This window comes from Rhizobium pisi, assembly GCF_003938655.1.
Classification (GTDB): Bacteria; Pseudomonadota; Alphaproteobacteria; order Rhizobiales; family Rhizobiaceae; genus Rhizobium; species Rhizobium pisi.
In genome coordinates this window covers 1-24,164 of record NZ_RJJT01000023.1, presented here as the reverse complement: position 1 = coordinate 24,164, position 24,164 = coordinate 1, and the positions used below count along the sequence as shown (strand labels likewise).

Here is a 24,164-nt window from a genome sequence, read left to right as displayed (position 1 = left end):
GCTATGGAGGACGCATGGACAAACCCTGGAAGATCAGCCGCGGGCAGATTGCCGCGAGCGAGCTCGACGTGGAGAAGGCAAGCGCGATCAACACGCTGTTGATCCGGCCCATCGGCGTGCTTCCGGCCAAGCCAGGCGATCCGGTCCTCCCCTTCGCCGTCGGCCTTTTCAATGAGCTGCGCGCGCTCCTGAAACCCGACGCCGGTGTCACGACGCTCCGGCGCGCCACCGCCGCCTATGTCCATTGCCGGCGTTATTATTTCGCCAGCGCCCAGCCCGATTCCATGCGTCACAACCTTGACGGCGAACCGGTCGAGCCGCTGTCTGAGGAAGACCGGCTGGTCGCGCAGAAACGGTTCCTCAGCCTCAAGCAGAGCGCCGCCAAGACCGAGACGCCCGAGAAGGAGGCGCCGGTTCCCCCTCCCCTGTTGAGCAAGAGCGAGCAGATCCGCGCGGCCCTCCTCGGCAAGAGAAATACCGCCAACAGGGTGGAATGACTCCGGTCCTGATGAGCTGACGACGTCCCTCGGCAATTCCCAGGGATAGAGGCTGCGTGGATGTTTACAGCGCAGGATCGCAGCAGCACATTGGGCATGGCCCGGCGAGGAGGAGGGATGGCTGATATCACGATGAAGGGCCGCAAACCGCGCCACGCGATTCCTGCCGGGGTGTGGGCGCTGGGCTTCGTCTCGTTGTTCATGGACGTCTCCTCGGAGATGATCCACGCCCTGCTGCCGGTTTATATGGTGACCGTGCTCGGCGCCTCGGCCCTTTCTGTCGGCATCATCGAAGGCATCGCCGAGGCGACGGCCGCCATCACCAAGGTATTCTCGGGCGCGATCAGCGACTGGTTCGGCAGGCGCAAGCTGCTGGTGCTTGCGGGCTACGGCATGGCGGCGCTGACCAAACCGGTCTTCCCGCTGGCGCCGTCGATCGACTGGCTGGTGGCCGCGCGCTTTGTCGACCGGGTGGGCAAAGGCATCCGGGGTGCGCCTCGCGATGCGCTGATCGCCGATATAACCGCGCCTGACATCCGCGGCGCTAGCTTCGGGCTGCGCCAGTCGCTCGATACGGTCGGCGCCTTTCTCGGGCCGGCTTTTGCTTTGGTGCTGATGTGGTGGACCGCCGACCGCTTCGACATTGTTTTCTGGATCGCGGTCATTCCGGCCTTAGTGTCGGTGGGCATCGTCCTGTTTCTCGTCCGGGAGCCGCCCAAGGTTGCGGCAAGCAATACCGCGCGCATTCCCTTGCGCAGGCAGGATCTGCTCCGCCTTCCCCCTGCCTACTGGCTGGTCACCGCGGTGGCGGCAATTTTCACGCTGGCGCGGTTCAGCGAGGCGTTTCTGCTGCTCGATGCCGGGCGGCTCGGCCTGCCGGTCATGTGGGTGCCGCTCGTCCTCATCGGCATGAACCTCGTCTATGCCGTGTCCGCCTATCCGATCGGCATCCTTGCCGACCGGTTCGACAGGGTGACGCTGCTCTTGATCGGTATCGGCCTGCTGATCGCCGCCGATCTCGCGCTCGCCTTCCTGCCGGGCTTTCCCGGCCTTGCTCTCGGCGTGCTCTTATGGGGTCTGCACATGGGATCGACGCAGGGCGTCTTCGCGGCGCTCGTCGCGGACGCGGCACCCGCTGATCTGCGCGGCACGGCGTTCGGCGCCTTCAATCTCGTCTCGGGAGTTGCACTGCTGCTTACCAGCGTCATCGCCGGCGCCCTGTGGGAGGGGGCGGGCCCCGCCGTGACGTTCGTCGCCGGCGCTGCCTTCGCTGCGCTCGCGGGCGTCGCCCTCCTCATCGTGAAAGCGCCCATCTCGCAGAAGTCTTGAAGAGTATTGTGCTTGAACGACCAATGAACGCTTCAATCTGATTGTATTTCCGGGGCGCAACTATTTTCTCTGCAACGTCAGGTAGTTAATACTTTCCAGCATTACTCAAGTATTTCTTGCTTTACAGAGCTTTAACGCAATTACGCTAATTTTAGCTTCAGCTTTTAAATCTTGCTGGACGTGCTAAACCGATGCGTTTTCTGGTTGCAGTTTCCCTATTTGCAATAGCCGCAGTCCAGCCAGGTGCTGCCGGCGATCTTTCCGCCTACAAGCGACCTTTGACGGTCCCTTTTGAGAAGGTGACGGCCTATTCGCCTCAATTGGCGACGCTCGGCAAGATGCTGTTCTTCGACCCGAGGCTTTCCGGCAACAAGAACATGACCTGCGCCAGCTGTCATAATCCTTCCTTCGGCTTCGAGACGCCGGTCAAAACGCCGATCGGCGCGGCCAATACCGCGCTCGGGCGCCAGGCGCCGACGGTACTGAACGTCGCCTGGGTATCGCCTTTCTTCTGGGATGGCCGCGCGCCGAACCTGGAGGAGCAGGCGGCGGGCCCAATCACCGCATCGGCCGAAATGAACGGCAAGCTCGAAACCGCCGTGACCGAAATGCAGGGCATACCCGACTACAAGAAGTGGTTCGGCGAAGTCTTCCCCGACAAGGGCATTTCAAGGGAGACGATCCTGACGGCGATCGCCACCTATGAGCGGACGGTGGTTTCCAACTGGTCGCCCTTCGACCGCTGGGTCGACGGCGACGAGAAGGCCGTCTCCGACAGCGCCAAGCGCGGCTTCGATCTCTTCACCGGCAGCGCCGGCTGTTCCGCCTGCCATTCGGGCTGGAACTTTACCGACAACAAGTTTCACGACATCGGTATGCCGGACGAGGATCTCGGTCGCTTCAAGATCGATGCGAGCAGCCCGAACAACCAGCATGCCTTCAAGACGCCGGGCCTGCGCAACACGCTTTATCGCGGCCCCTATATGCACGACGGCAGCCTGAAGAGCATGGACGAGGTGATCGCCCACTACGAAAGCGGCGGCGTCAGCCGTCCTTCGCTCGATCCCGCGATGACGGCCTTCCTGCTGACGGACGAGGACCGCAACGACCTGATCGCCTTCCTGGGAACCCTGACCGCCGAAAAGCAGGACATTCCCCTGCCGACGCTGCCGAACTGAGGTGCGTGCCATGAAACTCTCCATACGCATGCAGATCCTCGTGCCGATGGTGGCGACGATCGTCGTCGGCTTCGGCAGCGCCTTCCTGATCGGCTACCAGGCGGTGACAGGCCAGGCCCGGGTTGCCGCGGTGGTACAGGAGGCGGTGAACGCCAAGCTGGCCTCGGCCCATATCGAACAGCAGTTCCGGCAGGCGACGTCGGTGGTCGACCGGGTACTGTCGATGACGAATTTCGTACCGGCGTCCGAGGTCAAGGCCGCGTTCGACGAAAGCAATGGCGCGCTGTCGCAATCGCTGGACGAGCTTGGCCGCATCGATCTCGCGACTTCGCTGACCGAGGGCGTGCGCTCGCTGCGCGAGGCGCATGGCGCCTGGGAAAAGGACGTCAAGGTCAGCCTCGGCCTGCAACAGGCCGACGAAGTGCCGACCGCCGAGAAGCTCGCGCGCTCGCAGCAGGCGATCCTGACCGGCATCACAGCCGTCAACACCATCGTCGACAAGATCGCGACCGAGAGCGTCACGGAGGCCGGCAGCGCGCTGGAAACGAAGATCGAAACCGAACTAGCGCTCGCGGGCCTTGCCGCCATCATCGGCCTCGGCATTCTCATCGCCATCGCCCGGCATGTGTCGCGCCCGATCCAGCGCATCACCCACTCCATGCAGGAACTGGCCGCCGGCGAGACGGATAAGGCGATCCCCTATGCAGGACGCGGCGACGAGATCGGCCTGATGGCGGGCTCGGTTGAGGTCTTCCGCCAGAACGCCATCGCCCGCATCCGGCTTGAAAGCCAGGCCGAGGAAAACCGGCGTCTGGCCGAAGCAAACCGGCTCGCCGACCAGGAGCAGGCGGAGCGAAGTGCGGCGGCGCGGCTGAAGGTCGCCACATCTGGCCTTGCCACCGGCCTGAAACGGCTTGCCGAGGGCGATCTCGCCTTCAAGCTTACGGATCGGTTCGCGCCGGAATTCGAACCGCTCCGGCAGGATTTCAACGCCTCGGTGGAGCAGCTCGGCGGCACGCTGCTGTCCGTGTCCGAAAGCGTGTCGATCATCAATTCCCGCACCCGTGAGATCAACAACGGCTCCAACGAGCTTTCCGGCCGCACCGAGCGGCAGGCGGCGACGCTCGAAGAGACCGCCGCCGCGCTGGATGCCGTGACCGCCAAGGTGACCGAAGCCTTCAAGATCGCCGAAGAGGCGCGCAATGTTGCCGACAACGCCAATCGCAGCGCCATGGCCTCGGGCAAGGTGGTGGCCCAGACGGTCGACGCCATGAGTCAGATCGAGGAATCCTCCAAGCAGATCAACAATATCATCGGCGTCATCGACCAGATCGCCTTCCAGACCAACCTGCTGGCGCTGAATGCCGGCGTCGAAGCTGCGCGTGCCGGCGAGGCCGGTAAGGGTTTTGCCGTCGTCGCCCAGGAAGTGCGCGAGCTTGCCCAGCGCTCGGCCCAGGCCGCCGGGGAGATCAAGGAATTGATCGGACGGGCATCCGCCAAGGTCGCGAGCGGCGTCGAACTGGTCAATCACACCGGTGCCGCTCTCGGCGACATCGGCCGCTTCATCGTCGATATCAACCAGCGCATGGAAGCGCTGGCCGGCTCGGCGCGCGAACAGGCCACCAGCCTGTCGGAAGTCAATTCGGCCATGGGCCAGCTCGATCAGGTGACCCAGCAGAACGCCGCAATGGTGGAGGAAACCACCGCCGCCAGCGTCACGCTCGCCGGCGAAGCCGAACGCCTGCGCGAACTGGTCACCCAGTTCGAACTGGGCAGGCCGGAGCCCGGCGCGCGAAGCTATCGCGACGCCGCCTGAGCGGGGCATGATCATGTACCTGCCCCGCTGGTAAGCAGGCTCTTCGCACGCGAAAGCGCCATCAGCATCGGACTGAGCGCAAACTCGCCCCGTCCGGCGCGTCGCGTGAGGTCCCTGAGATAGGCTCCGGCGGAGTGGATGCAGCCTCCCCTTTGCAGGATGCAAGCCATGACGGTGGCGGCGTTTTCCGGTCCCATCACGCTTGCCGCCTCCTCATAAGTCGATGGGCTGACGCCGAGCATCGAGCGCACAATGACCGCGGCCGTTATGAGATCCCGCCAGCTGCCGATTGAGCGGCCCGGCCCATAGTCGGCGATGTCGGGGCAGGCCTGAAGCACCATGGAGAGCGGGAAGGATTTCAGTTTCCCAACGCTCGTGCGGATGGAGAAGCTTGATCCATCCCGACCATTTCCTGGCGTCTCCACCGGCTCGCGTTCCGGCTCCGTCCTCGGCTCGCAATTCCCGCTCAGCTCGTCTCCCGTTTCCAAGCCCGGTTCAGATTCAGATATGGATTCAGGGTGAGAATTCTGTATGTGGCGCCCAATCTGGGATTCATTGGTGCTCGTCATCTGCGTTTTCTCATGCAGTTCCAACAGGTTGACGATATCCTGACGGATCGTCTCGAGATCTTCGATGATCGGCGCGAGGTTTTCGATCGTTGCGGCCCTCGGAATGCGCTGCAGGATCGCCTGGTAGATCGAAGACATACGCTCCCAGTCGCCGGGAACGGCTTCCCAGACGGCCGCGGAGATGAGCTTGGCAATGTCGCGCCGGCAGATCGTCACCCGCTCCTTCATCCCGCGCAGCATCTGCCGGTCGGCGGCGATCCTTGCCGCCATCGTCTCGATCTCGACCGCGCGGGCGAGAAGCGGGGCGAGGCTGAAGCCGTAGGCCTCGTCGATCCCGCCTTCCCTGCCGCGGCGAACATAGCGTTTGCCGTTCGGGCTGTCCTTGCGCGAGATGAGGCCGGCCTCGACGAGCACGGCGAGATGCCGGCGCAATGTCGCGGCCGCCATGCCGCGGGCTCTGAGCGAAAGCTGCGCATTCGAGGGAAAGACCACGAGCGCCTTTTCACTCGACAGCTCGTCGTCGGGAAAAAACGTCAGCAGCGCATCGAGCACGGTGAGCGCCCGGTCGGTCACGTCGAGCCCTGCCCGGGCCTCGCAGACCGATCGGAACAGTTTCCATTTGTTGCGTGTCGTCCCGGCCTCGATTGCTTCGCCTCGCCGCTGTTTCAACAGCATGGCAAGCGACATCGGCCGCCGCCCAAAGGGCGTCGTCACATACTCACTCTCCATTTCCTTCACCTCTAATCAGGCAAAAGAAATCCGCTCACCGAAACGATGCGAGGGTTGAGAGTGCTGCAACGTTATTTGTGCGCCTGAAAGGACGCGCGGCGCTACAGGACTCTTGACGGGGATTCGTGAAAATGCGATTCTCTGTCTTGCTAAGGATATGAGAAGGGCTTCCACGACTCGTTCGTTTGGGGGCCTTTTTCTTTTGCGGTTTCAGTCTCCTTGTTTGCCCTCCTCGGCGAGGAATTGCTCGTAGAGCGCATCCAGCCTGGTGGAGAGAAATTCTCCGAAACGGCCGGCATTCCTCGCCTTCATCGAGAGCGAAAACGCCTTGCCGTCATTCTTCATTTCCGCCTGGACCGCCTTGTCCCGCGGCTGCCATGTGTCCTTCCTTGCTGCGACCGTCTTCTTGACCGGCCGCGCACTTTTGTTCAGCGCCGCGTAAAGCGCTTCGAAACGTTTGTCGGAAGGTAGCTGATGAAAGTTGTCGTCTTGCAGGACCTGGGCGACGCTTGCCGCATTCGATGCCTTGCCGGCGAGCAGTGACAGCGCCACCCAGCGCTCGCGGCCGACGCCGGGCGCTGCTCCGATCGCCCGGACGACCTCCGGCGAGATGCGTTCCATGACCGACATCATCTTGGAGACCGATGCCGCATTGGCGGCAAGTGCTGTCGAGATCACCTCCCTGTCGTAGCCGAGTTCCTCCAGCCGCCCGGCAAACAGCGCCCGCTCGATGAAGGTGAGATCGGCCCGGGCCGAATTTTCCTGCCCCTGGGCGATCACATGGGTGCGGTCATCCATCGTCTTGACGACGGCCCTGACATTGCGGCCGAGCTCGCGGGCCGCGCGCAGCCTGCGATGGCCAAAGACGACCTGGTAGCGTCCGTCGATCTTGCCGTGGGGACGCACCAGGATGGGCGTATCCTGGCCGCGGGCGCGGATCGCCTCGACCAGCGCTTGAAAATCCTCGTCGTCTTCGGACAGGCGGTCTTTGACGAAGGAAGCTTCCACAACATCGGGGTCGAGATCGACGACCGCCTCGCCCTCCAGGAATTTTTCCGCCTGCTTGGCGAGCTCATCCAGCGAACGGACGAGCGACCGGCCCGCGCCGCGCATGGGATAGTTCGAGGCCGCGCTCTCGTCGGGCATGCTGGCCAGCCCTTCCAGCAGATTCTTTCGTGCCATCACGTCCTCCGATCGGCAGTGAACCAATTGATTCGGCTTGGGGAAATCGTGAATTTGTCAGCCGACAAATTCACCGCCCCCAAGCCTGATGAATGAGATCCGCGATCTCAGCATTGACAGCGTCCATCGCCTCCAGCGCCCGGTCATAGGTTCCCCGGTTCATCGAAGCGCGCTCGACCTCGTAAAGCGTCTGTTTGGTGATCCCGGCATCCGAGATCGCCGTCGATTTGACCATCTGGTTCTTCAGCATGAACTCGTGGAACATCGTCGACATGAAGCCGACCATCTGCGCCTGCGGCACGTCGGTCGGCTCGTAGCGGGTGATGAGATAGCGATACCAGGAGAGGTTCACTTCGGCGCCGGCGGCGCGAATCGGCTTCAGGATGCCGCCGAGCATGAGAAGGAACTGTCCCATCGACATGACGTCGAGCATCTGCGGATGGATGGTGATCAGCACGCTGGTCGCCGCTGTCAGCGCCGTCAGCGTGAGGTAGCCGAGCTGCGGCGGGCAATCGATGACGACGACATCGTAGCGGTCGTCCACCTCGGCCAGCGCGCGCGAGATGCGGGTGAAGAAGGTCTTGCCGTCATTGGTCGATTTGTCTGCCATGGCGAGCGGCGTGTCGTATTCATATTCCTGCAGGTCGAGATTGGCCGGCACGATATCGAGGCCGGGGAAATTCGTCTTGTGAATGATCTCCGAAAGCTTCTTCTTCTCGCCGTCGTAACGGATCGCTTCATAAAGGGACGAGGCCTGGTCGAACTCCGGCTGGAAGCCGTGAAGGGAGGAGAGCGATGCCTGTGGATCGAGATCGACGGCAAGCACGCGGTGGCCGGTCAGCGCCAGATGCTGGGCGAGATGGGCTGATGTCGTCGTCTTGCCCGAGCCGCCCTTGAAGTTGACGACGGCGATCACCTGCAGCTTTTCATGGCCGCGGCGATGGGGAACATACATGCGGCTTTCGGAGCGGCCATGCGCGTCGAGATAGCGCCTCAGCTCCAGCATCTGCGCCGCGCTGTAAGAGCGCCGCCCGGAAGGCGAGGTCTGCGGGCAGGGGCCTTTGCCTTCGAGATGCAGTTTCTTCAGCGTGCTCTGCGAGGCCCCGACATAATTGGCGACCTCGGCGAGAGAAAAGTTGCGCAGCGTCTTCTGCGCATTGGGCGGGAAGCGCTGCACGCTCAAGAGATGCAGCTTCTTCGAAATCACGTCGCCCTGCTCGAGAATCTGATCCTCGAAATGCAACGGCGCCTCTCTCAAGGCGTTCAAATTAGCGTTCATCGGCAGCAATCTCTCGGATAACGATTTTCGGGTTCAAAAACCCCTCTAACCGTTATTATCCGCGATTCTCCGATGCCGGCCAAGAATTTTAAGGTTAACGGATATTAACCTTTTCGGCCCGTTCAAACACTTGGCTGTGCTGCATAATGTCTGGAAGGACCGGGAGTTTTGGGCCGGGGGCGCGGCGAACGCGCCCCCGGCGGCGCCCGGCCGAAGGGGAGGGAGCATTCGGCGGGCTTAGAGCGGCGCTTCGCCCGATGTGATGCGCTGTTCGTCCGCGCCGAACAGGTGAACGGTGTCGTGGCCGGGCGCGATCCGCAGGACGTCGCCGGGGGCGGCCCGGATCCGCTCGCGGAAGACGCAGGTCAGCGTCTGGGCTCCCAGCCGGACGAGGACGAGGGTTTCAGAGCCGGTGGGCTCGACGACGATTGTCGTCACCTCGATGCCGTTCGGGTCGAGCATGATATGTTCTGGACGAATGCCGTAGGTCACGGCATCGCTTGGCCGGCGCTCGCTCGGCAGCAGCAGGCCGTCCTCGGTCCGGAACCCGTCTTCGGTCATCGTGCCCTGGATGAAATTCATCGCCGGCGAGCCGATGAAGCCGGCGACGAAGAGGTTGTTCGGGCGATCGTAAAGTTCCAGCGGCGTGCCGGACTGCTCTATCAGCCCGTCCTTCATCACGACGATCTTATCGGCCATGGTCATGGCCTCGATCTGGTCGTGGGTGACGTAGATCGTCGTCGTCTGCAGCCGCTGGTGCAGCTCCTTGATCTCCGAGCGCATCTGCACCCTGAGCTTGGCGTCCAGGTTCGACAGGGGCTCGTCGAAGAGGAAGACGGCCGGGTCGCGCACGATCGCCCGGCCCATGGCGACGCGCTGCCGCTGGCCGCCCGAGAGCTGCTTCGGATAGCGCTCCAGCAGGCTTTCCAAGCCGAGGATCTTTGCCGCATTGCCGACCCGCTGGTCGATCTCCGATCTCGGCATGCGTTTCAGCCGCAACGAAAAGCCCATATTCTTGGCGACCGTCATGTGCGGATAGAGCGCGTAGTTCTGGAACACCATGGCGATGTCGCGATCCTTCGGCGCCAGCTCGTTGACGATGTGCTTGCCGATCTGGATCTTCCCCGAGGTGATGCCCTCGAGGCCGGCGATCATTCTGAGAAGCGTCGATTTCCCGCAGCCGGAGGGGCCGACCAGGACGACGAATTCGCCGTCGCCGATATCGACCGATACGCCTTTGATCGCTTTGAACGCGCCGTAATCCTTGCGCGCATTGTTGACCGAAACATGGGCCATGGCAGTCCTCCCGAAATCGCCGTCAAAGTCCGTTCAGGACATTTTTCAAATAATCGAGGCCGAGGCGTTCGCCCTCTCTGCGCGCAGAGAGATCCTTGCCCGGCCAGCCGTAGGCGGCATCCTCATGCTCGATCGACAGCGTGCCGGCAAAGCCGGCCTCGCGCGCCTGCCGCAGGAAGCGCGGCCAGTCGAGAAGGCCGAGCCCCGGCAGCTTGTATTGCCACCAGCCCTTGCCGTGATAGCCGAGCGCCTGCAGGGCTTCCCCGTCGATCACAGTGTCCTTGGCGTGAAGAATGGCGATGCGATCCTTCACCGCCTCCATCGCAAGGTAGGGATCGACGCCGATGCGGATGAGATGCGAGGGATCGAATTCGAGGCCGAAGCGGCGATCTTCGATCCTGCGGAAAAGCTCCTGCCATCCCTTCGGCGTCGTGCCGATGAAATTATCCTTAGGTCCCGGCCAGTTCTCGATCGCAAAGGTGAGGCCGCTTGGTTGCGTTTCCGCAATCAGCCCGTTCGCGAAGTCGGCAAAGTCGTCGTAATTGGCCTCGTCGCTTGCCGTGTCGTCCCGGCCGGGGAAGATCACGAAGATCGGAACGCCGGCTCCGCCGATCGCCCTGGCAAATTCCGCCGTCCTTGCCCGAAGCTCAAGGCGCCTGTCGCGGTCGGCGTCAAGCTGATTGCCGAAATAGGTGATGGAGGAGACGAAGAGGCCGCGGCTCCTGGCAAGAGAGACGGCGTCCTCCACCCGGTCGGGCGTCCTGATATGGCCGCCGACATCGATCTCGATCGCGTCGAACCTCGCCGATGCTGCGAAATCCACGACTTCCTCCAGCGGGCGGTCATTGAATGTCGAGGTATAGAAGCCGATCTTCACCATATCCTCCGGGCCATGCGGCCGTTTCAATTGTTCAGCCGATCCATGAATTTCAGCGGCGAGCGCGTGCGCTGCTCGACATCGGCCGATGCGAGCATCAGGGCCGCCGCCATTGGCATGGCCGCAGCCCCCATGGCCGAGGCATCCTCGCCGATCGAGGCGCGATGGAGCGAGGGCAGGTTCGTATCCTCGGGGTCGAGATGCTCGTGTACATAACGCAGCAATTCATCGACGATGCGGATCGGCAGCCTGCCGCCGACGAGCACCGCGTCGGGATCGACGATCATGGCGATATGTTTGACGGCGACCGCCAGATGCGCACTCATCTCCTTCAGCCATTGCGAAACCAGGCGCTTGCCGCGCGCATCGAGCGTCAGAAGATCCTGCGGAAGACTGACCTCGATGCCGTGCCGGGCCAGGAAATCATAGAGGAAGAACAACGAGAATATTTCGCCGAGAAGCTGGACCTTGTGCGCCTCCCCGTCGCCATCGGCGATGGGAAGCCAGCCGATTTCGCCGCTGAGGCCCATGGCGCCGCGGTGGCCGTTGCCGCCGAGAACGAGGCCGCCGCCCGGGCAGGCATTGACGGCGATGTAGAAGAAGCTGCTGCTTTCGGCACCGAGGCCGTAATCGAGCTCGGCAAGGGCTGCGGCATTGGCCTCGTTTTCGATGAAGACGGGATGCGGCGTCAGGTTCTCGAGCGCGGCGCGCACGTCGAATTCAGTCCATTCCTGATAGGCCTCGGGCTTGCCGAGCAGCGAGATCTCGCCGAGCCAGTCCGGCATCGCCAGGCCAATGCCGGCAAGATGCGCATCGTCGATCAGCCGGCTGCGCTGGAAATGCGAGATCGCATCGGCCGTCAGCTGCAGGAATTCCGCCGGCAGGATGAAGCGCTTCTCATGATGCACCCGGGCGCGCACATTGCCGACGGCATCGACGGCCAGAATCGTCAGATGGTCGCGGTCGATGTTGATGCCGATGGCGAAATAGGCGTCCGGATTGATTTCGAGTTCGATCGCCGGCTGGCCTCTGAGCCCATGGCGCCGGCGGGCCTCCATGATCAGGCCCTCGTCCAGCAGGCGATCGACGATGCGGGCGATCGCCGGTTTGGTAAAGCCCGTCCGCCTTGCGATCTCTGCGCGCGAAATTGGCGCCTGGCGGTGGATGCAGCGCAGGACGACGGCCCTGTTGTGCTCGCCTGCATCCTCGACATTGGAGCCAGTCAGATCGGGGGAGAGCCTGGCGCCTTGCGTCTGGTTCATCGGTCGAAATCCTTCATCGCGCATGGAGACTTAAACCGACCGTCATCCCTTCACCGCGCCGCTGGTCATCGCGCCGAGGATCAGCCTCTGGAGCGACAGGAAGGCCACGATCGCCGGAACGACCGAGATCAGGCAGGCGGCGGCAAGCAACTGGATGGACGAGTCGGTCTGCATCCCGCGGAAGTTAAAGATTCCGACGCCGATCGGCATCAGGTCATTTTTCGTGAGCAGCAGGAAAGGCACCAGGAATTGCGACCAGCCGGCAATGACGGTGATGATGAAGACGGAGGCGATGCCCGGCGCCGACAGGGGAAGGATGATGCGCCAGAAGACCGAGAACCGGTTGCAGCCGTCGATCATCGCCGCTTCGTCGAGGCTGCGCGGAATGCCGTCGACGGTGCTCTTCAGCAGCCAGGTCGCCAAGGGAACGCCGAGCGCGATATAGACCATGACGACGGCGAAATGCGTGTCCAGCAGGCCGAGGCGATTCATGTAACGGTAGAGCGGCACCATGATGACGAGCGGCGAGATCATCTGGAAGAGAAGCAGCGCCATCATCGACAGGCCCTTGCCGCGGAATTGAAAGCGGGAAAAAGCGTAAGCGGCGGGCAACGCAACGATCAGCACGCCGAAGCCGCTGAGCGCCGCAAGCTTGAGCCCGTTCCAGAGATAGATCGGAAAATAGCTGTTGTTGAGGACGGTGATGAAATTCTGGATCGTAGGATTGTCGGGAATATAGCGGGCGGCGCCGCGATAGACCTCGCGTTTGTCACGCAGCGCCATCGACAGGAGATAGCTGAGGGGGCCGGCGAAGAAGATGAACATCGCCAGCATGAAGAGATAGCTGAAGGCATCGCCGAGCCGTGTTCCGGTGCGTCCGCTCATTGCTCTTCCTCCTTCGGCAGGAACGACGCGTAGACGAAGGCAAGTCCGAGGCTGATGAGCAGCATCAGCACGGAAAGCACGCTGCCGCCTGAAAGGTCGTAGTTTCGGAAAACGATGTTGAAGACGTAGAGCGAGATCACCTCAGTCGCGCGTCCCGGTCCGCCGCCCGTCAGCGTGATGATCGCATCGAAGGTGTTCACCGTCTGGATGGTGATCAGGATCATGTTGACGAGGATGGCAGCGCGCAGCTGCGGAAGGGTCACGAAGAAGAACTGCTGCGATGCCGTGGCGCCATCGACCTCGGCCGCTTCGTAGAGCGAGGGATCGATCGCCTTCAGCGCCGCATACATGACGACCATCGAAAAGGCGGTGCCGCGCCAGATGTTCGAGATCAGCGTCGACCAGGGCGCCATTGCGGGGTCCGAAAGCCAGGCAACGGTCGGCATGTGCATCAGCCTCAAAATGCTGTTCAGTGCACCGTAAGGCGCTTCGGAAAACAGCATCTGCCAGATGATGCCGCCGGCAATGCCCGGCACCACCCAGGCGATGAGCGCCGTCGTCCGCAGGATCGTGGTGCCGAACAGGCCGCGCTTTTCGCCGCGGATGACGGTGACGGCGACCGCAATGCCGAGGATCTGTTGGCCGATGACGCTGCCGCCGACGAAGATCAGGGTCGCCCAGAGAATATCGGGCAGCTGCGGTGAGCTCAGCGCATTGGCGATCGACCCCAGCGTATAGTCCTGATTGTCGCCGATCAGCGTCGCATTGGTGAAGGAGAGCCGGAAAACGTCGATGACGGGATAGAGATAGAATATCCCGATCACCACGATCACGGGCATGATCCAGGGCAGGGGGGCGCCGGCGAACCGGCGCATGAACGTTCTGCTTTGAGGCGGGCTGTCAGCCTCGATGGCAATAGGGCTCATTAGCTTCTCTGTCCGGGTTTGGCACTGTCGACGGCGCCTCAAGGGCAGGCGCCGCCGCGGTTGCAAGGGTCATGGACGCCCGGGATCAGAGACGCTTGTAAGCCTCCATCGCCGCGCTGAATGCGGCATCCAGGGCTTCTTCCGGTTTCTTCGTTCCCGAGAGCACGTCGCCCATCATGATCTGGATCTGGTTTGATATTTCGGGATAGATCGGCACGCCGGGGCGCGCCTGTCCGTCGACCAGAGCCTTGGCGAAGGTCTTGTTGGCTTCGGTGGAGAAGACCTCATACTTGTCGAAGAGCGACTTGCGGGTCGGCAGCTGCTGCTGAAGTGCGTTTGCCGGTCCCATATAGACTTCGCGCGCCAGGTTGGCGCACATCTCGACCTTATCCTTGTCCTTGCTGAAGGACGCGATCGTCCAGCCGCCGGTGCCTGTCGACTTCTGGTCGGCCGAGGGGCCGGGGATCGGCGAGAAGGTCCAGTTCTTGAAGTCGCCTTCGTCGAGCGTCGCCTTCAGCTGCGCATATTGCCAGTTGCCGCCGATGAAGAGCGCCGTCGTCGCCGCCGCGGCCGCGGCGTTCATGTCGTCGTAGTTGGCGATCGTGGTGACGCGCTTGGGCGCGGCACCGGAATCGACGAGATCCTTGAAATAGTTCAGCGCCTTCAGGAATTTTTCCTTGTTCTCGCCTTCGCCGAACACCGGCTTGCCCGAGTCGTCGACGAGCTTGCCGCCGAGCGCCCAATAGTTGGCCAGCCAGTCGAAGGTCGTGCCTTCCCAGCGCCCGCCGTTGAAGAGAACGCCTTCCATGCCTTCCTTGGTGGAGGCAAGCGCTGCCTTCTTCAGGTCGTCCCAGGTCTGCGGCGCATCGGCGACGACCGATTTGTTGCGGTAGAGCACGCGAAGGTCCGTATCCCACCACCAGGCGCGCACCGTCTTGTCCTTGTCGGTGATGCCGTTGCGGATGAAGGGGAAGAGATCGTCCACTTCTTCCTTGGAGAAATACGGCGTGAAATCAGCCAGCACATGATTGACCATGAACTGCGAGAGCACGAAGGAGTCGACGGCGGCGCAATCAGGGGCGTTGCCGGCCTTCGCCTGCTCCAGCATCTTGGCCTGTTCGGTGCCGATGTCGGAGGACATGAATTGCATCTGCAATTTCCAGTCCGGGTGCTTCTTGATGAAGTCGACGAAAAGCTTCTGGTAGCCCTCGGCGATATTGGGGTCCGAATTGTTCGGGCTGTCGTTCGTCAGGCGGACGACGAGGGTCTTTGGCGCATCGGCAAGGCCGATCCGGTCTTTGGTGGCGAGTTCCTGGGCAAAAACGGCGGATGCTGAAAATAAAATAGTGCTCAGCGTCAATGCGCTGACGGTCGCGCTCTTCATCTGGGTCTCCTCCCCATTTTGAACGAATACAGCCTGGCGGTCGGTTGACCTCTCCTCATTTCCGTGCTGCATTAATTAGATTAAGTTACTTTGATTTGATGTCAAGCCACAGCTTTGGGAGGCGAGAGCCTGGGAGGTTGAGATGCTGGCGACATTCAACAGCAGCTAGCGCGCATCCGCCTTTTCGAAAGGGATGCGCGTCAAATTAAATGCCGAATGAAAGTGACGGAGCGCGCCTCACGGAGGCCCGGCGCATCCAACTGCGATTTTCCTGAAGAAGAGCGTGAGCCGATCGCGGATGGCCGCATGGTGTCGCTCTGGTTTCAGCCCGGCCGCCACGGCAGCCGGAAACTCGAATTCCATGGAGGAGAAGATGCGTCTACTCATTCTCGGCACCGGCGGCATGGCCAACCAGCACGCAGCGCGCTTCAAGGCGATCGAGGGCGTCAGCGTCGTCGGCGGCGTTGACGTCGTCCCCGAAAGGCTTGCCGCCTTCTGCACCGAACACGGCATTGCCAATCATTTTGCCTCGCTCGAGGAGGCGCTCGCCTGGGGCGAGTTCGATGCGGTGGCGAATGTCACGCCTGACAGCATCCACCACCCGACGACGCTTCAGGCGATCGCCGCCGGCAAGCATGTCTTCTGCGAAAAGCCGCTCGCCACCGATGCCGTCAAAGCCATGGAGATGACCGAAGCGATCGAGCGGGCGGGTAAGGTCGGCATGGTCAACTTCACCTATCGCAACTCGCCGGCGCTGCAGAAAGGCCGGCAGATGGTGCTCGCCGGCGAAATCGGCGCGGTGCGCCATGTCGAGGCCTCCCATCTGCAGAGCTGGCTGGTCGGCCGCCACTGGGGCGACTGGAAGAGCGAGAGCAAATGGCTGTGGCGGCTGAGCAAAAAGCACGGGTCGAACGGCGCGCTCGGCGACATCGGCATCCACATCGTCGATTTCGCTTCCTACGGCTCCGGCCTCGACGTCGCCCATGTCTTCGCGCGGCTGAAGACCTTCAACAAGGCGCCGGGCGACAGGATCGGCGAATATGATCTCGATGCCAATGACAGCTTCACGATGAATGTCGATTTCACCAACGGAGCGATCGGCACGATCCAGGCGACGCGCACGGCCGCCGGCCAGATGGATCAGCTGCGTCTCCGGGTCTATGGCGAAACCGGCTCGGTCGAGATGATCTACGATACCGGAACATCGACGTTGCGCGCCTGTCTCGGCGAAGACGTGCACACGGCGACCTGGCGCGACCTGCCCTTCGATCCCGTCGAGACGAACTACCAGCGTTTCGTCCAGGCGGTCCGGGCGGGCAAGACCCAGGAACCGTCCTTCCGCCGCGCCGCCAATATCCAGAAGGTGCTCGACAAGGCGATCGCCTCCGACCTCAGCCACGCCGACGAGGCGCTGGGGACGTAGAAGGTTGGTGCCATCGATCTCAGATCGAGCTCGATGAAGATGAAGAAATCAGCATCGCCCTTCGTCTCCATGTCCGCTGGCCAACGCGTAATCTCTGTCGTCGCGCTCCTTAGAAATTGTCTTGTCTTCACCTCGACCGATCTCGGCCGACCTTAAACCACGACCATCGCGTCGTGGCCGGGTGCGCCTTCCGGGCTCATATAAGTAGCAAGCCCGAGCGTGTTTGATTTGCAAGGGCCAGCTTCTTCGGAGGCAGTGAAAACCTCGATTGCGCCGAGACAGTTCCGCCACAAAAAGGCGGTCCGCCGGAGGCCGCGCTTTTGCTTATCTGCCGCGCAAGGACATGGACTGCTGCACCTTTTCGATCAGCAATCTGTGTAGGGGATTGCCCTCGATCATGCCGATGCCAACGACGTAGCCGCCCGGAGCTGGAAAACGATCCTTGGCTGGATCTCGGAGTTATCGACGAGAACCGCTTCATCTGCCAGCGCCAGAGCCTGCGGCAGATGTGCCAGCGATCCCTTGTATCGACGCCGGATAGCGTCCTCGGGGATGTCATGGCCGCCGAGAGCTACCCGGAATTTCACACGCTCGATGTTCCGTTCGACCGTATCCAGGGCGACGTAATACAGATCGACATTGAATCCTGCGGCCTTGGCCTCGCTCATCAGCCGGATCGATTGCTTGCTGCTTAGCGTGGTTTCGAAGATGAAGGATTCTTGCTTGGCGATCTTCTCTGCGGTCAGCTTCAGAGCGAGTTCGCCTGCCTGTCGTTCGATGGTCTTCGCACCCGGCGCCAGCGTCTTTGCAAGCTCGTCTGCGTTGATGTACTCGCCTTCGAGCTTCAGCTTGCCGAACGACGTGTCTTACCGGATCCGTTCGGCCCAGCCAGAATAGTGCATGTCGGCATGGATTATCGTGTCATCACTTAGCGGACGACGACTTCCGGCTCTTGGGCTTTGGCCGGAGCCTGATCGGATTCTGCGCAGCTCGGCTTCAGACCGATCTTGCGGCCAGCTTCACGAGCCTCGATCCCGATCTGCATCAGGGCATCATAGTTCTCGCGGATTTTCTGCAGCAGCATCTCGATCTCCAATCGCTGGTATCAATATAGCCATTTCGCACGCCGACGGCAATTTAGCTTGTTCATGGTGCCGCCGACAGCAACACTGGATGGCAACAGGTCGTGCGAGACGGCCTGTGTCCACGGATAAAGCCCACTCGGCATCTTCCAGCTCCTATCTCAGTAGTTGACCCCGGCCCTTCAAACGGTCGGGGTTCTTTTGCCTGCAGGCCGATGTCCAGATCGACAGGAGCGTATCCAGGTGCATCGATATCGTCGGCTTCACCTTCGAAAGCGCCTGCAGGCATCTTGCCGCCGATATGGTTGACGTTCATGCGCGCAGCACTTCTGGCCCTCAAGCCGAAGCCGGCGGCAGCAGCAAGGTGTTGAGGAAGGGCAGGAGGGCAGCGCCCAGCGCCACGCCGCCACCGCTGAAGCTCGCCGGCCGCATCGGCGAAATCCAGGGCGTCAGAAACGGCCGGGTGGAGGTGTCTCGCCGCTCGATGGAAAGCTGGTGGATCAGCGCCTCGATCACGCCCTGCGGCAGGTCACCGCCGATCATGACGACGCTCGGGGCGATGAAGCCGGCCATGGCGATGATCGGGTCGAGCAGATGGCCCGCGGCCTCGCGTATCCATTGCGACAGCGACGGCGAGGAGAATTCCTCGCCTTTCAGCAGCCGCGCGAATTCGTCGTTTCCGATGCGTGAGCGCAGGGAGCCGAAACCGACGACGGTGTTGAGCTGGAGATTATCAGGCCCGGTCAGCATTTCGCCGATGCTGCCCGCCCGCCCATGCACGCCGGAATAGGGAATGCCCCGGATGAGGAAGCCCGCCTGCACGTCGTCGTCGATGACGATCATCGCCAGCCCGCCTTCCGGCGTGGAACTGCCGATGGTGCGCTCGGCAAGCAGGCTCGCCGTGCACTCGTTCTCGACATAGGGACGCGCGATCGTCGACATGGCGGCAAGCGTCTCGCTCTGCTCATCCGTCCAGTCATTGGCGGCGATGCCGAGCCCGATGATCGGCAATGCCGCGTGGCGATCGGCCATATCCCTGACGGCCGCATGCACTGCGCCGACCTTGTCTCCCGCCGCCACATCAAAATAGACCCGGTCATGCACCTGGCCGCTGAGGTCGATGAGCACGATCTCGCCGCGCGTCCGGCGAAGCTTGAGACCGATCGAAAACGCCCCCTCCGGGCGCAACGCAAATTCCGTGGCTGTAGCGCCGCCGCCAACACCGTTACGGCGGTTCGACGTGACGAGCTTCTCCTCGGCCAGCCGCCGCAGGATATTGGTAATGCCGGGCCCGGTCAGCCCGCTATGCCGCCCCAGCTCCGTCCTGGTCAACGGCCCATGCCGGCGGATCGCTTCCAAGATGACGCGGATATTCCTGTCGGCGATTTCACCCGACCTCAGACCGACTGTCTTGGCGCGCGGAACGCCCATCTCCTGGATGTGAAGCCGACGCGGCCCTGACCGAAGATACCGCATGATTGAATTTCCTAGAGCAATTCCAGCAAAAATGCGTAGCGGTTTTCACAGGAGTTGCGCAAGAACAGAATCATAGAACACCACGACGCTTGCTTATCACACCGAAGATGTCTCAAACTGACTTCCGCAGTTGAATTTTAACTTATTGAAATCGTTTAAACTAGCTGCGATCAGAATGGCGCGTGGTGTGCTGACGGCGCAAAGGTTATAAGTGCCGATCCTGGTATGGGGGGCGCGGGTCGGCTTGCTAGCTCTCTGATCGCGAGGCGAGGAGCCAGGTCCTGATTACGAGGTGATGAAAGGGCCTGATCACGTTGAGATAGGTGAGACCGAAGGCATTGTGGGAGTGCACGACAGTTGTCGCGACGAGCTGCGTGCCGGTTGGAGAATTGCGACGGAGCAGCGATAATCGGAAGTCCAGGTGTCGATCATCCTCACCCAGTACAATCTCGTCGTCGCTTTCCCATTGCACCGGGAAAAAGTCCACGCGTTCGTTGTCGGCCCTGGACGCTCGGACCTCACCGGAGGTTTTGACGCCAAAGGGCGTCACCATGGCGTCGCGCACCGCGTTCAACGCCTTGAGCCACGCTGGCGAACCGCCGACTGTCCGGGTCGCCAGCACGCGCATGCTGTACTGTTTCGATGAACTCAAATCGATGCTGTAGCTTTCGAGTAGGCTGGCGTTCTCGTACCAGCCTGCAACGACGCTTTCACGTGGCGGCTTGGTCCGGCGCACCCGCGCTTTGCGTTCTAAACACATACCGAAAGCTCGATCATGGCAGTCTTTGCGAGCCTCAAAGTGAGGATAGCTCGATAGGGCGTGAGGACTGCCGGACCGATCGAAGCTTTGCGTTTTCCGTCGCTAATAACTGCAAGGACGATCATTGCCGAATCCGTCGCGGCAGGCGGGTCTGAGTCCATAGTCGACGCTGCTATATCCGATCGAGCCGGTTTGTACCGAGTCGTATGAACTGGTCGTGCAGGCAGACGACGACATGGCAATCATGATGACGGCTGCCGCGGCTGCCGATAGTTTGCGGACCTGAAACATCTCACCCTCCCGATCGCTGTGCAAAAACCGGCGATTTCAGTGTGATTGCTGGGCAGATAGGGCCGCGCGGCGATCCGATAACCGTTGTTGTCGATCAAGATTTCGTTATTCGCCGAAGAGCCCGGTCCCAGGCGTCGAACCGGGAAAGTTTACGGACACGCGAACACGCTTCAGCGAAAGGTTCGCCAGACAGGTTGTGGCATTCGCAGATGTCCCCGAACCGCCAGTTTGCATGCCCTTCGGCTGCGACACCGTCGCTGCAATCGAAGCCAAGCTTGCGTCAGATGTTGCGATCATAAAGCAGTGGCGAGAGATTTCGGTCTCCACCCTGAGAAGGATTGTGGCCGACCACAGGTGTTGCGTTTCAATCGAAGCCGTCATTTGATGGCCCAGGGTTGGTCGCGGGGAAACACATGGACGGCACGCATCTCTTCGAACTGGTGATTGCGATGTTTCTTGCGATCATCGCGCTCCACTATCTCGCACATCGGCTTGGACTGCCGCCGTCCGTGGCGCTCCTGACTGGCGGCGCTACGCTCGCATTCGTTCCCGGGTTGCCAGCGATCAGGGTCGATCCTGAACTTGTCCTTATCATCTTCCTGCCGCCACTTCTGTTCGATGGGGCGTGGTCTATCGCCGTCGACAGGCTGAAGCGCCACATGTTCGGCATTACCTCACTCGCAGTTGGCGCGGTGCTCTTCACGACCATTGTCGTTGCTGTTGTCGCTCATCTCCTGATGCCTTCGCTGCCGTGGGCCGCTTGCGCGGCGCTTGGAGCCATCGTGTCGCCGCCGGATGCGGTGTCCGCCCGAGCGGTACTCGAGCACGTTCGCCTGCCACGGCGGCTTCAGATCCTTCTCGAAGGCGAGAGCCTGCTGAATGACGCGAGCGGATTGGTTCTCTTCCGCTTTGCCGTTGCAGCGGCAGCGACTGGCGCGTTCAGCACGGTCAGTGCGGTTGGGACGTTCCTTGTGCTTGCCGCGGGCGGGGCCGCGCTGGGCGGCATGCTCGGTTTCGCATGGGTCAGGCTCATCCGGAAACTGCGCGACGATTACCTCATGATCGCGGCAACCACGTTGCTCTGCTGGATCGCATATCTGCTGGGAGAGCAACTCCACGTGTCCGGTGTGATCGCCACTGTCACGGCGGGCTTGATCGCCTCGTGGCACCAGCACACCGTTATGTCGGCGGGGACGCGCATGCGCGGCACTTCATTCTGGGCCGTGCTCGTCTTCCTCATGGAGGCGACGGTGTTCATCCTGATCGGCCTTTCGCTGCGCGACGTCGTCGACCGCGGCGGCGGCTTCGGGTTGCTGGTCCAAACCATGGCGTTTCCGGCGCTTGTGATCCTTGTCGCCCTTGTTGCGGCACGCTTCGTCTGGGTGTTCGGCTCCGATCTGGCGATCAGGTTTGCAAACAGGATAGGGCTTGCTCGATCGGTTCCAATGGGAGGTGGAGCGGCGACGGTGTTGAGCTGGGCGGGCGTCCGCGGTGTGGTCACCCTTGCGCTTGCCTTGAGCCTTCCCGAAGGATTTCCAGGACGCGACTTCATCCTCGTCATGTCGTTTGCCGTGATCATGGGGACGGTGCTTGTGCAGGGCACGACGCTTGGTTGGGTGATTTCCTGGGCTGGCCTGGGAGAGGTAGAAGCCGAGCGTTCGCCGATGACGATGAGTCAGGCCGAGGCCGCGATGGCCCAGGTTCAGTTCACGAAAGTGAGCGAGCTTGCCTACGATGGCGGGGGCAAGCTGATCCATCCTCAGCTACTGAAAAGATATGAACATCGCGCTACGGCAATCGTCGACTATGCCGAGCGCACCGCGGATTACATTCCGATCTTGCACGCCCATTTCGATGTCGTTCTTGAGGCGGTCGCGGTTGGCCGGACGGAACTCATACGGCTGCATCGCTCAGGGCAGATCGACGATGAGACCCTGCGTGAGCTTGAACGTGACCTCGACCTGGAAGAATTGAGCGCCATCTCCGCCAAGGCCGCCTGACCGATCCCGCGATGTCTTGGCCCGCAGTTCTTTGAGGTCGGCACGGCCACGCGGCTCTTTAAGGCCAGAGACCAAGCACCAGCTTCAGCCGCAACATTTTGAAGGGCGCGAGCACGCCGCTTGCAGAGGTCGCGGGGTTGACTAGCGCAATTGGAGATCAAACACGCGAGGCGCGTTCAGTGGAAGCAGAGTATATTGGGATTTGTGCTTGCGCTGGTTGTCGGATGGTCGCAAAGCCATGTTGTAATGTGCCGTAGGGCCGCAAACGACATCGACGTGTCTAAATTCGGAAAACGAAAGTCTCACAATGCCTCTCCAGCTTTCCCTACCTCGTGATCGAATTTCTGTGCTTCTGCTTGAAGGCATCAGCCAGAGCGCCGTGGACTATTTTTCGTCTTGCGGCTACACCAACCTCGTGCACCTGCCGAAAGCGCTTGATGACAGGGATCTCAAGAGCCATATCGCCGATGCGCACATCATAGGCATTCGTTCCCGAACGCAGCTGACGGAAGAGATTTTCGAATCCGCCAAGAAGCTGATTGCCGTCGGCTGTTTTTCCGTTGGCACGAACCAGGTCGATCTGGAGGCGGCACGCCGCCGCGGAATTCCGGTGTTCAACGCGCCTTATTCGAACACGCGCTCGGTGGCCGAACTTGTGATCGGCGAGATCATCATGCTGACGCGGCAGATCTTCCCACGCTCGGCGTCGGCGCATCAGGGCGGATGGGAGAAATCCGCTGTCGGCAGCCGAGAAGTCCGTGGAAAGACCCTCGGCATCGTCGGCTACGGAAATATCGGCTCGCAGCTGAGTGCTCTTGCGGAAAGCATGGGCATGTTGGTGCGCTATTTCGATCTCTCCGATAGGCTGCGCCGCGGCAATTCAGAATCGATGGCTTCGCTTGGCGAGCTTCTGGAAATCTCGGATTATGTGACGATGCACGTTCCGGAAACGCCATCGACGCACAATATGATCACCGAAGCCGAACTGCGTCGCATGAAGAAAGGCGCCATCTTCATCAACAATTCCCGCGGCACGGTGGTCGATCTCGACGCGCTTGCGAAAGTCTTGAAAGAGGGCCATCTGGCAGGTGCTGCGGTCGATGTGTTTCCCAAGGAGCCGGCATCGAACAAGGAGCGTTTCGAAACGCCGCTGCAGGGCTTGAGCAATGTCATTCTGACACCGCATATCGGCGGTTCGACAGAAGAAGCTCAGGAGCGAATCGGCGGGGAAGTCTCCAGAAAGCTGGTCGAATATTCCGATATCGGCTCGACGATGGGCGCAGTCAACTTTCCGCAGGTCCAGTTGCCCGAGCGCCCGAATGGTACGCGCTTCATCCATGTTCACGAAAACCGTCCCGGCATGCTCATCCAGCTGAACGAGATCTTCTCGTCGCGCGGGCTGAATATCGTCGCCGAATTCCTGCAGACGCATGGCGACACGGGGTACGTGGTCATCGAAGTCGAGGACATGTCCCAGACAGCCGACGATATTCTTCAGGCGCTACGCGAGATACCGGGAACGATCAGAACGAGATTGCTTTACTGACGCATCGAGCAATTTGCGTCGGCATGGAGACGCGTAGGCGCTCCACGCCGCCTGCAAAGGTGGCGTTGATACGATATTGGCAATGTAATGGGAGCCTGCCCCTTGTGGGACCGCCCGATTACACATGCTTTGGGGTCGAGACGAGACCCTTCTGCCATCATTGGCAAGGGTCCGGAGTTGGCGCTTCTTGGATCTTGTCATTATTGCTGGCCTGTCGTGTTCGTCCCCCATGGGCGGAACCGCTTTCATAGTTGGGCGTTTTTGTCAGTTAGATCGGGTACTGCTGGCATTCCGCCGGCACTGCCGAATGGGAGAAAAATCATGAGAACGATATTGATCGCGATAGGTGCGCTGTCTGCCTTAACCGGGTCTGCTTT

Annotated in this window: 21 protein-coding genes; 7 read left to right on the top strand and 14 right to left on the bottom strand. The window is 61.4% G+C overall.

What is annotated here, in order from left to right; all coding sequences use genetic code 11:
• Positions 1 to 14 precede the first annotated feature (14 nt).
• From EFD55_RS26230 to EFD55_RS26215, 4 genes are all read left to right on the top strand, one after another.
• A complete protein-coding gene (locus tag EFD55_RS26230) occupies positions 15 to 497 on the top strand; it encodes a ProQ/FINO family protein (RefSeq protein WP_125848951.1) in 483 nt (160 codons plus the stop codon).
• A gap of 117 nt (positions 498 to 614) precedes the next feature.
• The gene (locus EFD55_RS26225) at positions 615 to 1,826 is read left to right on the top strand and encodes an MFS transporter (RefSeq protein WP_125848949.1); all 1,212 of its coding nucleotides are present in this window, start codon (positions 615 to 617) and stop codon (positions 1,824 to 1,826) included.
• A gap of 191 nt (positions 1,827 to 2,017) precedes the next feature.
• Complete coding sequence (locus EFD55_RS26220) at positions 2,018 to 3,004, top strand: cytochrome-c peroxidase (protein ID WP_125848947.1); 987 nt, start codon at positions 2,018 to 2,020, stop codon at positions 3,002 to 3,004.
• Between the two features lie 10 nt (positions 3,005 to 3,014).
• Positions 3,015 to 4,820 (top strand): methyl-accepting chemotaxis protein, encoded by a 1,806-nt coding sequence (locus EFD55_RS26215; protein ID WP_125848945.1) that lies wholly within the window; start codon positions 3,015 to 3,017, stop codon positions 4,818 to 4,820.
• Between the two features lie 11 nt (positions 4,821 to 4,831).
• Here EFD55_RS26215 and repC read toward each other — a convergent pair whose 3' ends face one another.
• The 9 genes from repC to EFD55_RS26170 form a co-directional block, all read right to left on the bottom strand.
• Positions 4,832 to 6,118 (bottom strand): plasmid replication protein RepC, encoded by a 1,287-nt coding sequence (repC, locus tag EFD55_RS26210; RefSeq protein WP_125848943.1) that lies wholly within the window; start codon positions 6,116 to 6,118, stop codon positions 4,832 to 4,834.
• Positions 6,119 to 6,328: 210 nt separating this feature from the next.
• Positions 6,329 to 7,300: a plasmid partitioning protein RepB gene (gene repB / locus EFD55_RS26205; RefSeq protein WP_125848941.1), complete on the bottom strand. Its 972-nt coding sequence runs from the start codon at positions 7,298 to 7,300 to the stop codon at positions 6,329 to 6,331.
• Between the two features lie 70 nt (positions 7,301 to 7,370).
• A complete protein-coding gene (repA, locus tag EFD55_RS26200; RefSeq protein WP_125848934.1) occupies positions 7,371 to 8,579 on the bottom strand; it encodes a plasmid partitioning protein RepA in 1,209 nt (402 codons plus the stop codon).
• Between the two features lie 237 nt (positions 8,580 to 8,816).
• Positions 8,817 to 9,875, bottom strand: a complete 1,059-nt coding sequence (locus EFD55_RS26195) for an ABC transporter ATP-binding protein (RefSeq protein WP_125848932.1) — start codon at positions 9,873 to 9,875, stop codon at positions 8,817 to 8,819.
• Between the two features lie 22 nt (positions 9,876 to 9,897).
• Entirely contained in the window at positions 9,898 to 10,752 is an 855-nt protein-coding gene (locus tag EFD55_RS26190) for a sugar phosphate isomerase/epimerase family protein (protein ID WP_125849105.1), read from the bottom strand.
• Between the two features lie 26 nt (positions 10,753 to 10,778).
• Positions 10,779 to 12,014, bottom strand: a complete 1,236-nt coding sequence (locus EFD55_RS26185; RefSeq protein WP_125848930.1) for an ROK family transcriptional regulator — start codon at positions 12,012 to 12,014, stop codon at positions 10,779 to 10,781.
• 42 nt (positions 12,015 to 12,056) lie between these two features.
• On the bottom strand, positions 12,057 to 12,899 hold the full coding sequence (locus tag EFD55_RS26180; protein WP_125848928.1) for a carbohydrate ABC transporter permease: 843 nt from the start codon (positions 12,897 to 12,899) through the stop codon (positions 12,057 to 12,059).
• A complete protein-coding gene (locus tag EFD55_RS26175; RefSeq protein ID WP_125848926.1) occupies positions 12,896 to 13,825 on the bottom strand; it encodes a carbohydrate ABC transporter permease in 930 nt (309 codons plus the stop codon). Before EFD55_RS26175 ends, EFD55_RS26180 begins: the two co-directional genes overlap by 4 nt.
• 85 nt (positions 13,826 to 13,910) lie before the next feature.
• A complete protein-coding gene (locus tag EFD55_RS26170) occupies positions 13,911 to 15,209 on the bottom strand; it encodes a type 2 periplasmic-binding domain-containing protein (protein ID WP_125848924.1) in 1,299 nt (432 codons plus the stop codon).
• 373 nt (positions 15,210 to 15,582) lie between these two features.
• Here EFD55_RS26170 and EFD55_RS26165 point away from each other — a divergent pair, with 373 nt between their 5' ends.
• Positions 15,583 to 16,632 (top strand): Gfo/Idh/MocA family protein, encoded by a 1,050-nt coding sequence (locus EFD55_RS26165; RefSeq protein ID WP_125848921.1) that lies wholly within the window; start codon positions 15,583 to 15,585, stop codon positions 16,630 to 16,632.
• A gap of 395 nt (positions 16,633 to 17,027) precedes the next feature.
• Here EFD55_RS26165 and EFD55_RS33900 read toward each other — a convergent pair whose 3' ends face one another.
• The 5 genes from EFD55_RS33900 to EFD55_RS33895 all read right to left on the bottom strand — a co-directional run bounded on the left by EFD55_RS33900 (position 17,028) and on the right by EFD55_RS33895 (position 20,241).
• Entirely contained in the window at positions 17,028 to 17,363 is a 336-nt protein-coding gene (locus EFD55_RS33900) for an ATPase (protein ID WP_245438565.1), read from the bottom strand.
• A gap of 197 nt (positions 17,364 to 17,560) precedes the next feature.
• On the bottom strand, positions 17,561 to 17,716 hold the full coding sequence (locus EFD55_RS33315; RefSeq protein ID WP_165504902.1) for a hypothetical protein: 156 nt from the start codon (positions 17,714 to 17,716) through the stop codon (positions 17,561 to 17,563).
• A gap of 334 nt (positions 17,717 to 18,050) precedes the next feature.
• Positions 18,051 to 19,190 carry an ROK family transcriptional regulator gene (locus tag EFD55_RS26155; protein ID WP_125848919.1) on the bottom strand — a complete coding sequence of 380 codons (1,140 nt, stop codon included), beginning with the start codon at positions 19,188 to 19,190 and terminating at the stop codon, positions 18,051 to 18,053.
• A 247-nt stretch (positions 19,191 to 19,437) separates the two neighbouring features.
• Positions 19,438 to 19,950 carry a DUF2867 domain-containing protein gene (locus EFD55_RS26150; protein ID WP_125848917.1) on the bottom strand — a complete coding sequence of 171 codons (513 nt, stop codon included), beginning with the start codon at positions 19,948 to 19,950 and terminating at the stop codon, positions 19,438 to 19,440.
• 102 nt (positions 19,951 to 20,052) lie between these two features.
• Positions 20,053 to 20,241 (bottom strand): hypothetical protein, encoded by a 189-nt coding sequence (locus tag EFD55_RS33895; RefSeq protein ID WP_125848915.1) that lies wholly within the window; start codon positions 20,239 to 20,241, stop codon positions 20,053 to 20,055.
• Positions 20,242 to 20,654: 413 nt separating this feature from the next.
• Between EFD55_RS33895 and EFD55_RS26140 the strand changes: the two genes are divergently transcribed.
• Complete coding sequence (locus EFD55_RS26140) at positions 20,655 to 22,241, top strand: Na+/H+ antiporter (RefSeq protein ID WP_125848913.1); 1,587 nt, start codon at positions 20,655 to 20,657, stop codon at positions 22,239 to 22,241.
• Positions 22,242 to 22,548: 307 nt separating this feature from the next.
• On the top strand, positions 22,549 to 23,787 hold the full coding sequence (serA, locus tag EFD55_RS26135; RefSeq protein ID WP_125848911.1) for a phosphoglycerate dehydrogenase: 1,239 nt from the start codon (positions 22,549 to 22,551) through the stop codon (positions 23,785 to 23,787).
• The last annotated feature ends 377 nt before the right edge of the window (positions 23,788 to 24,164 follow it).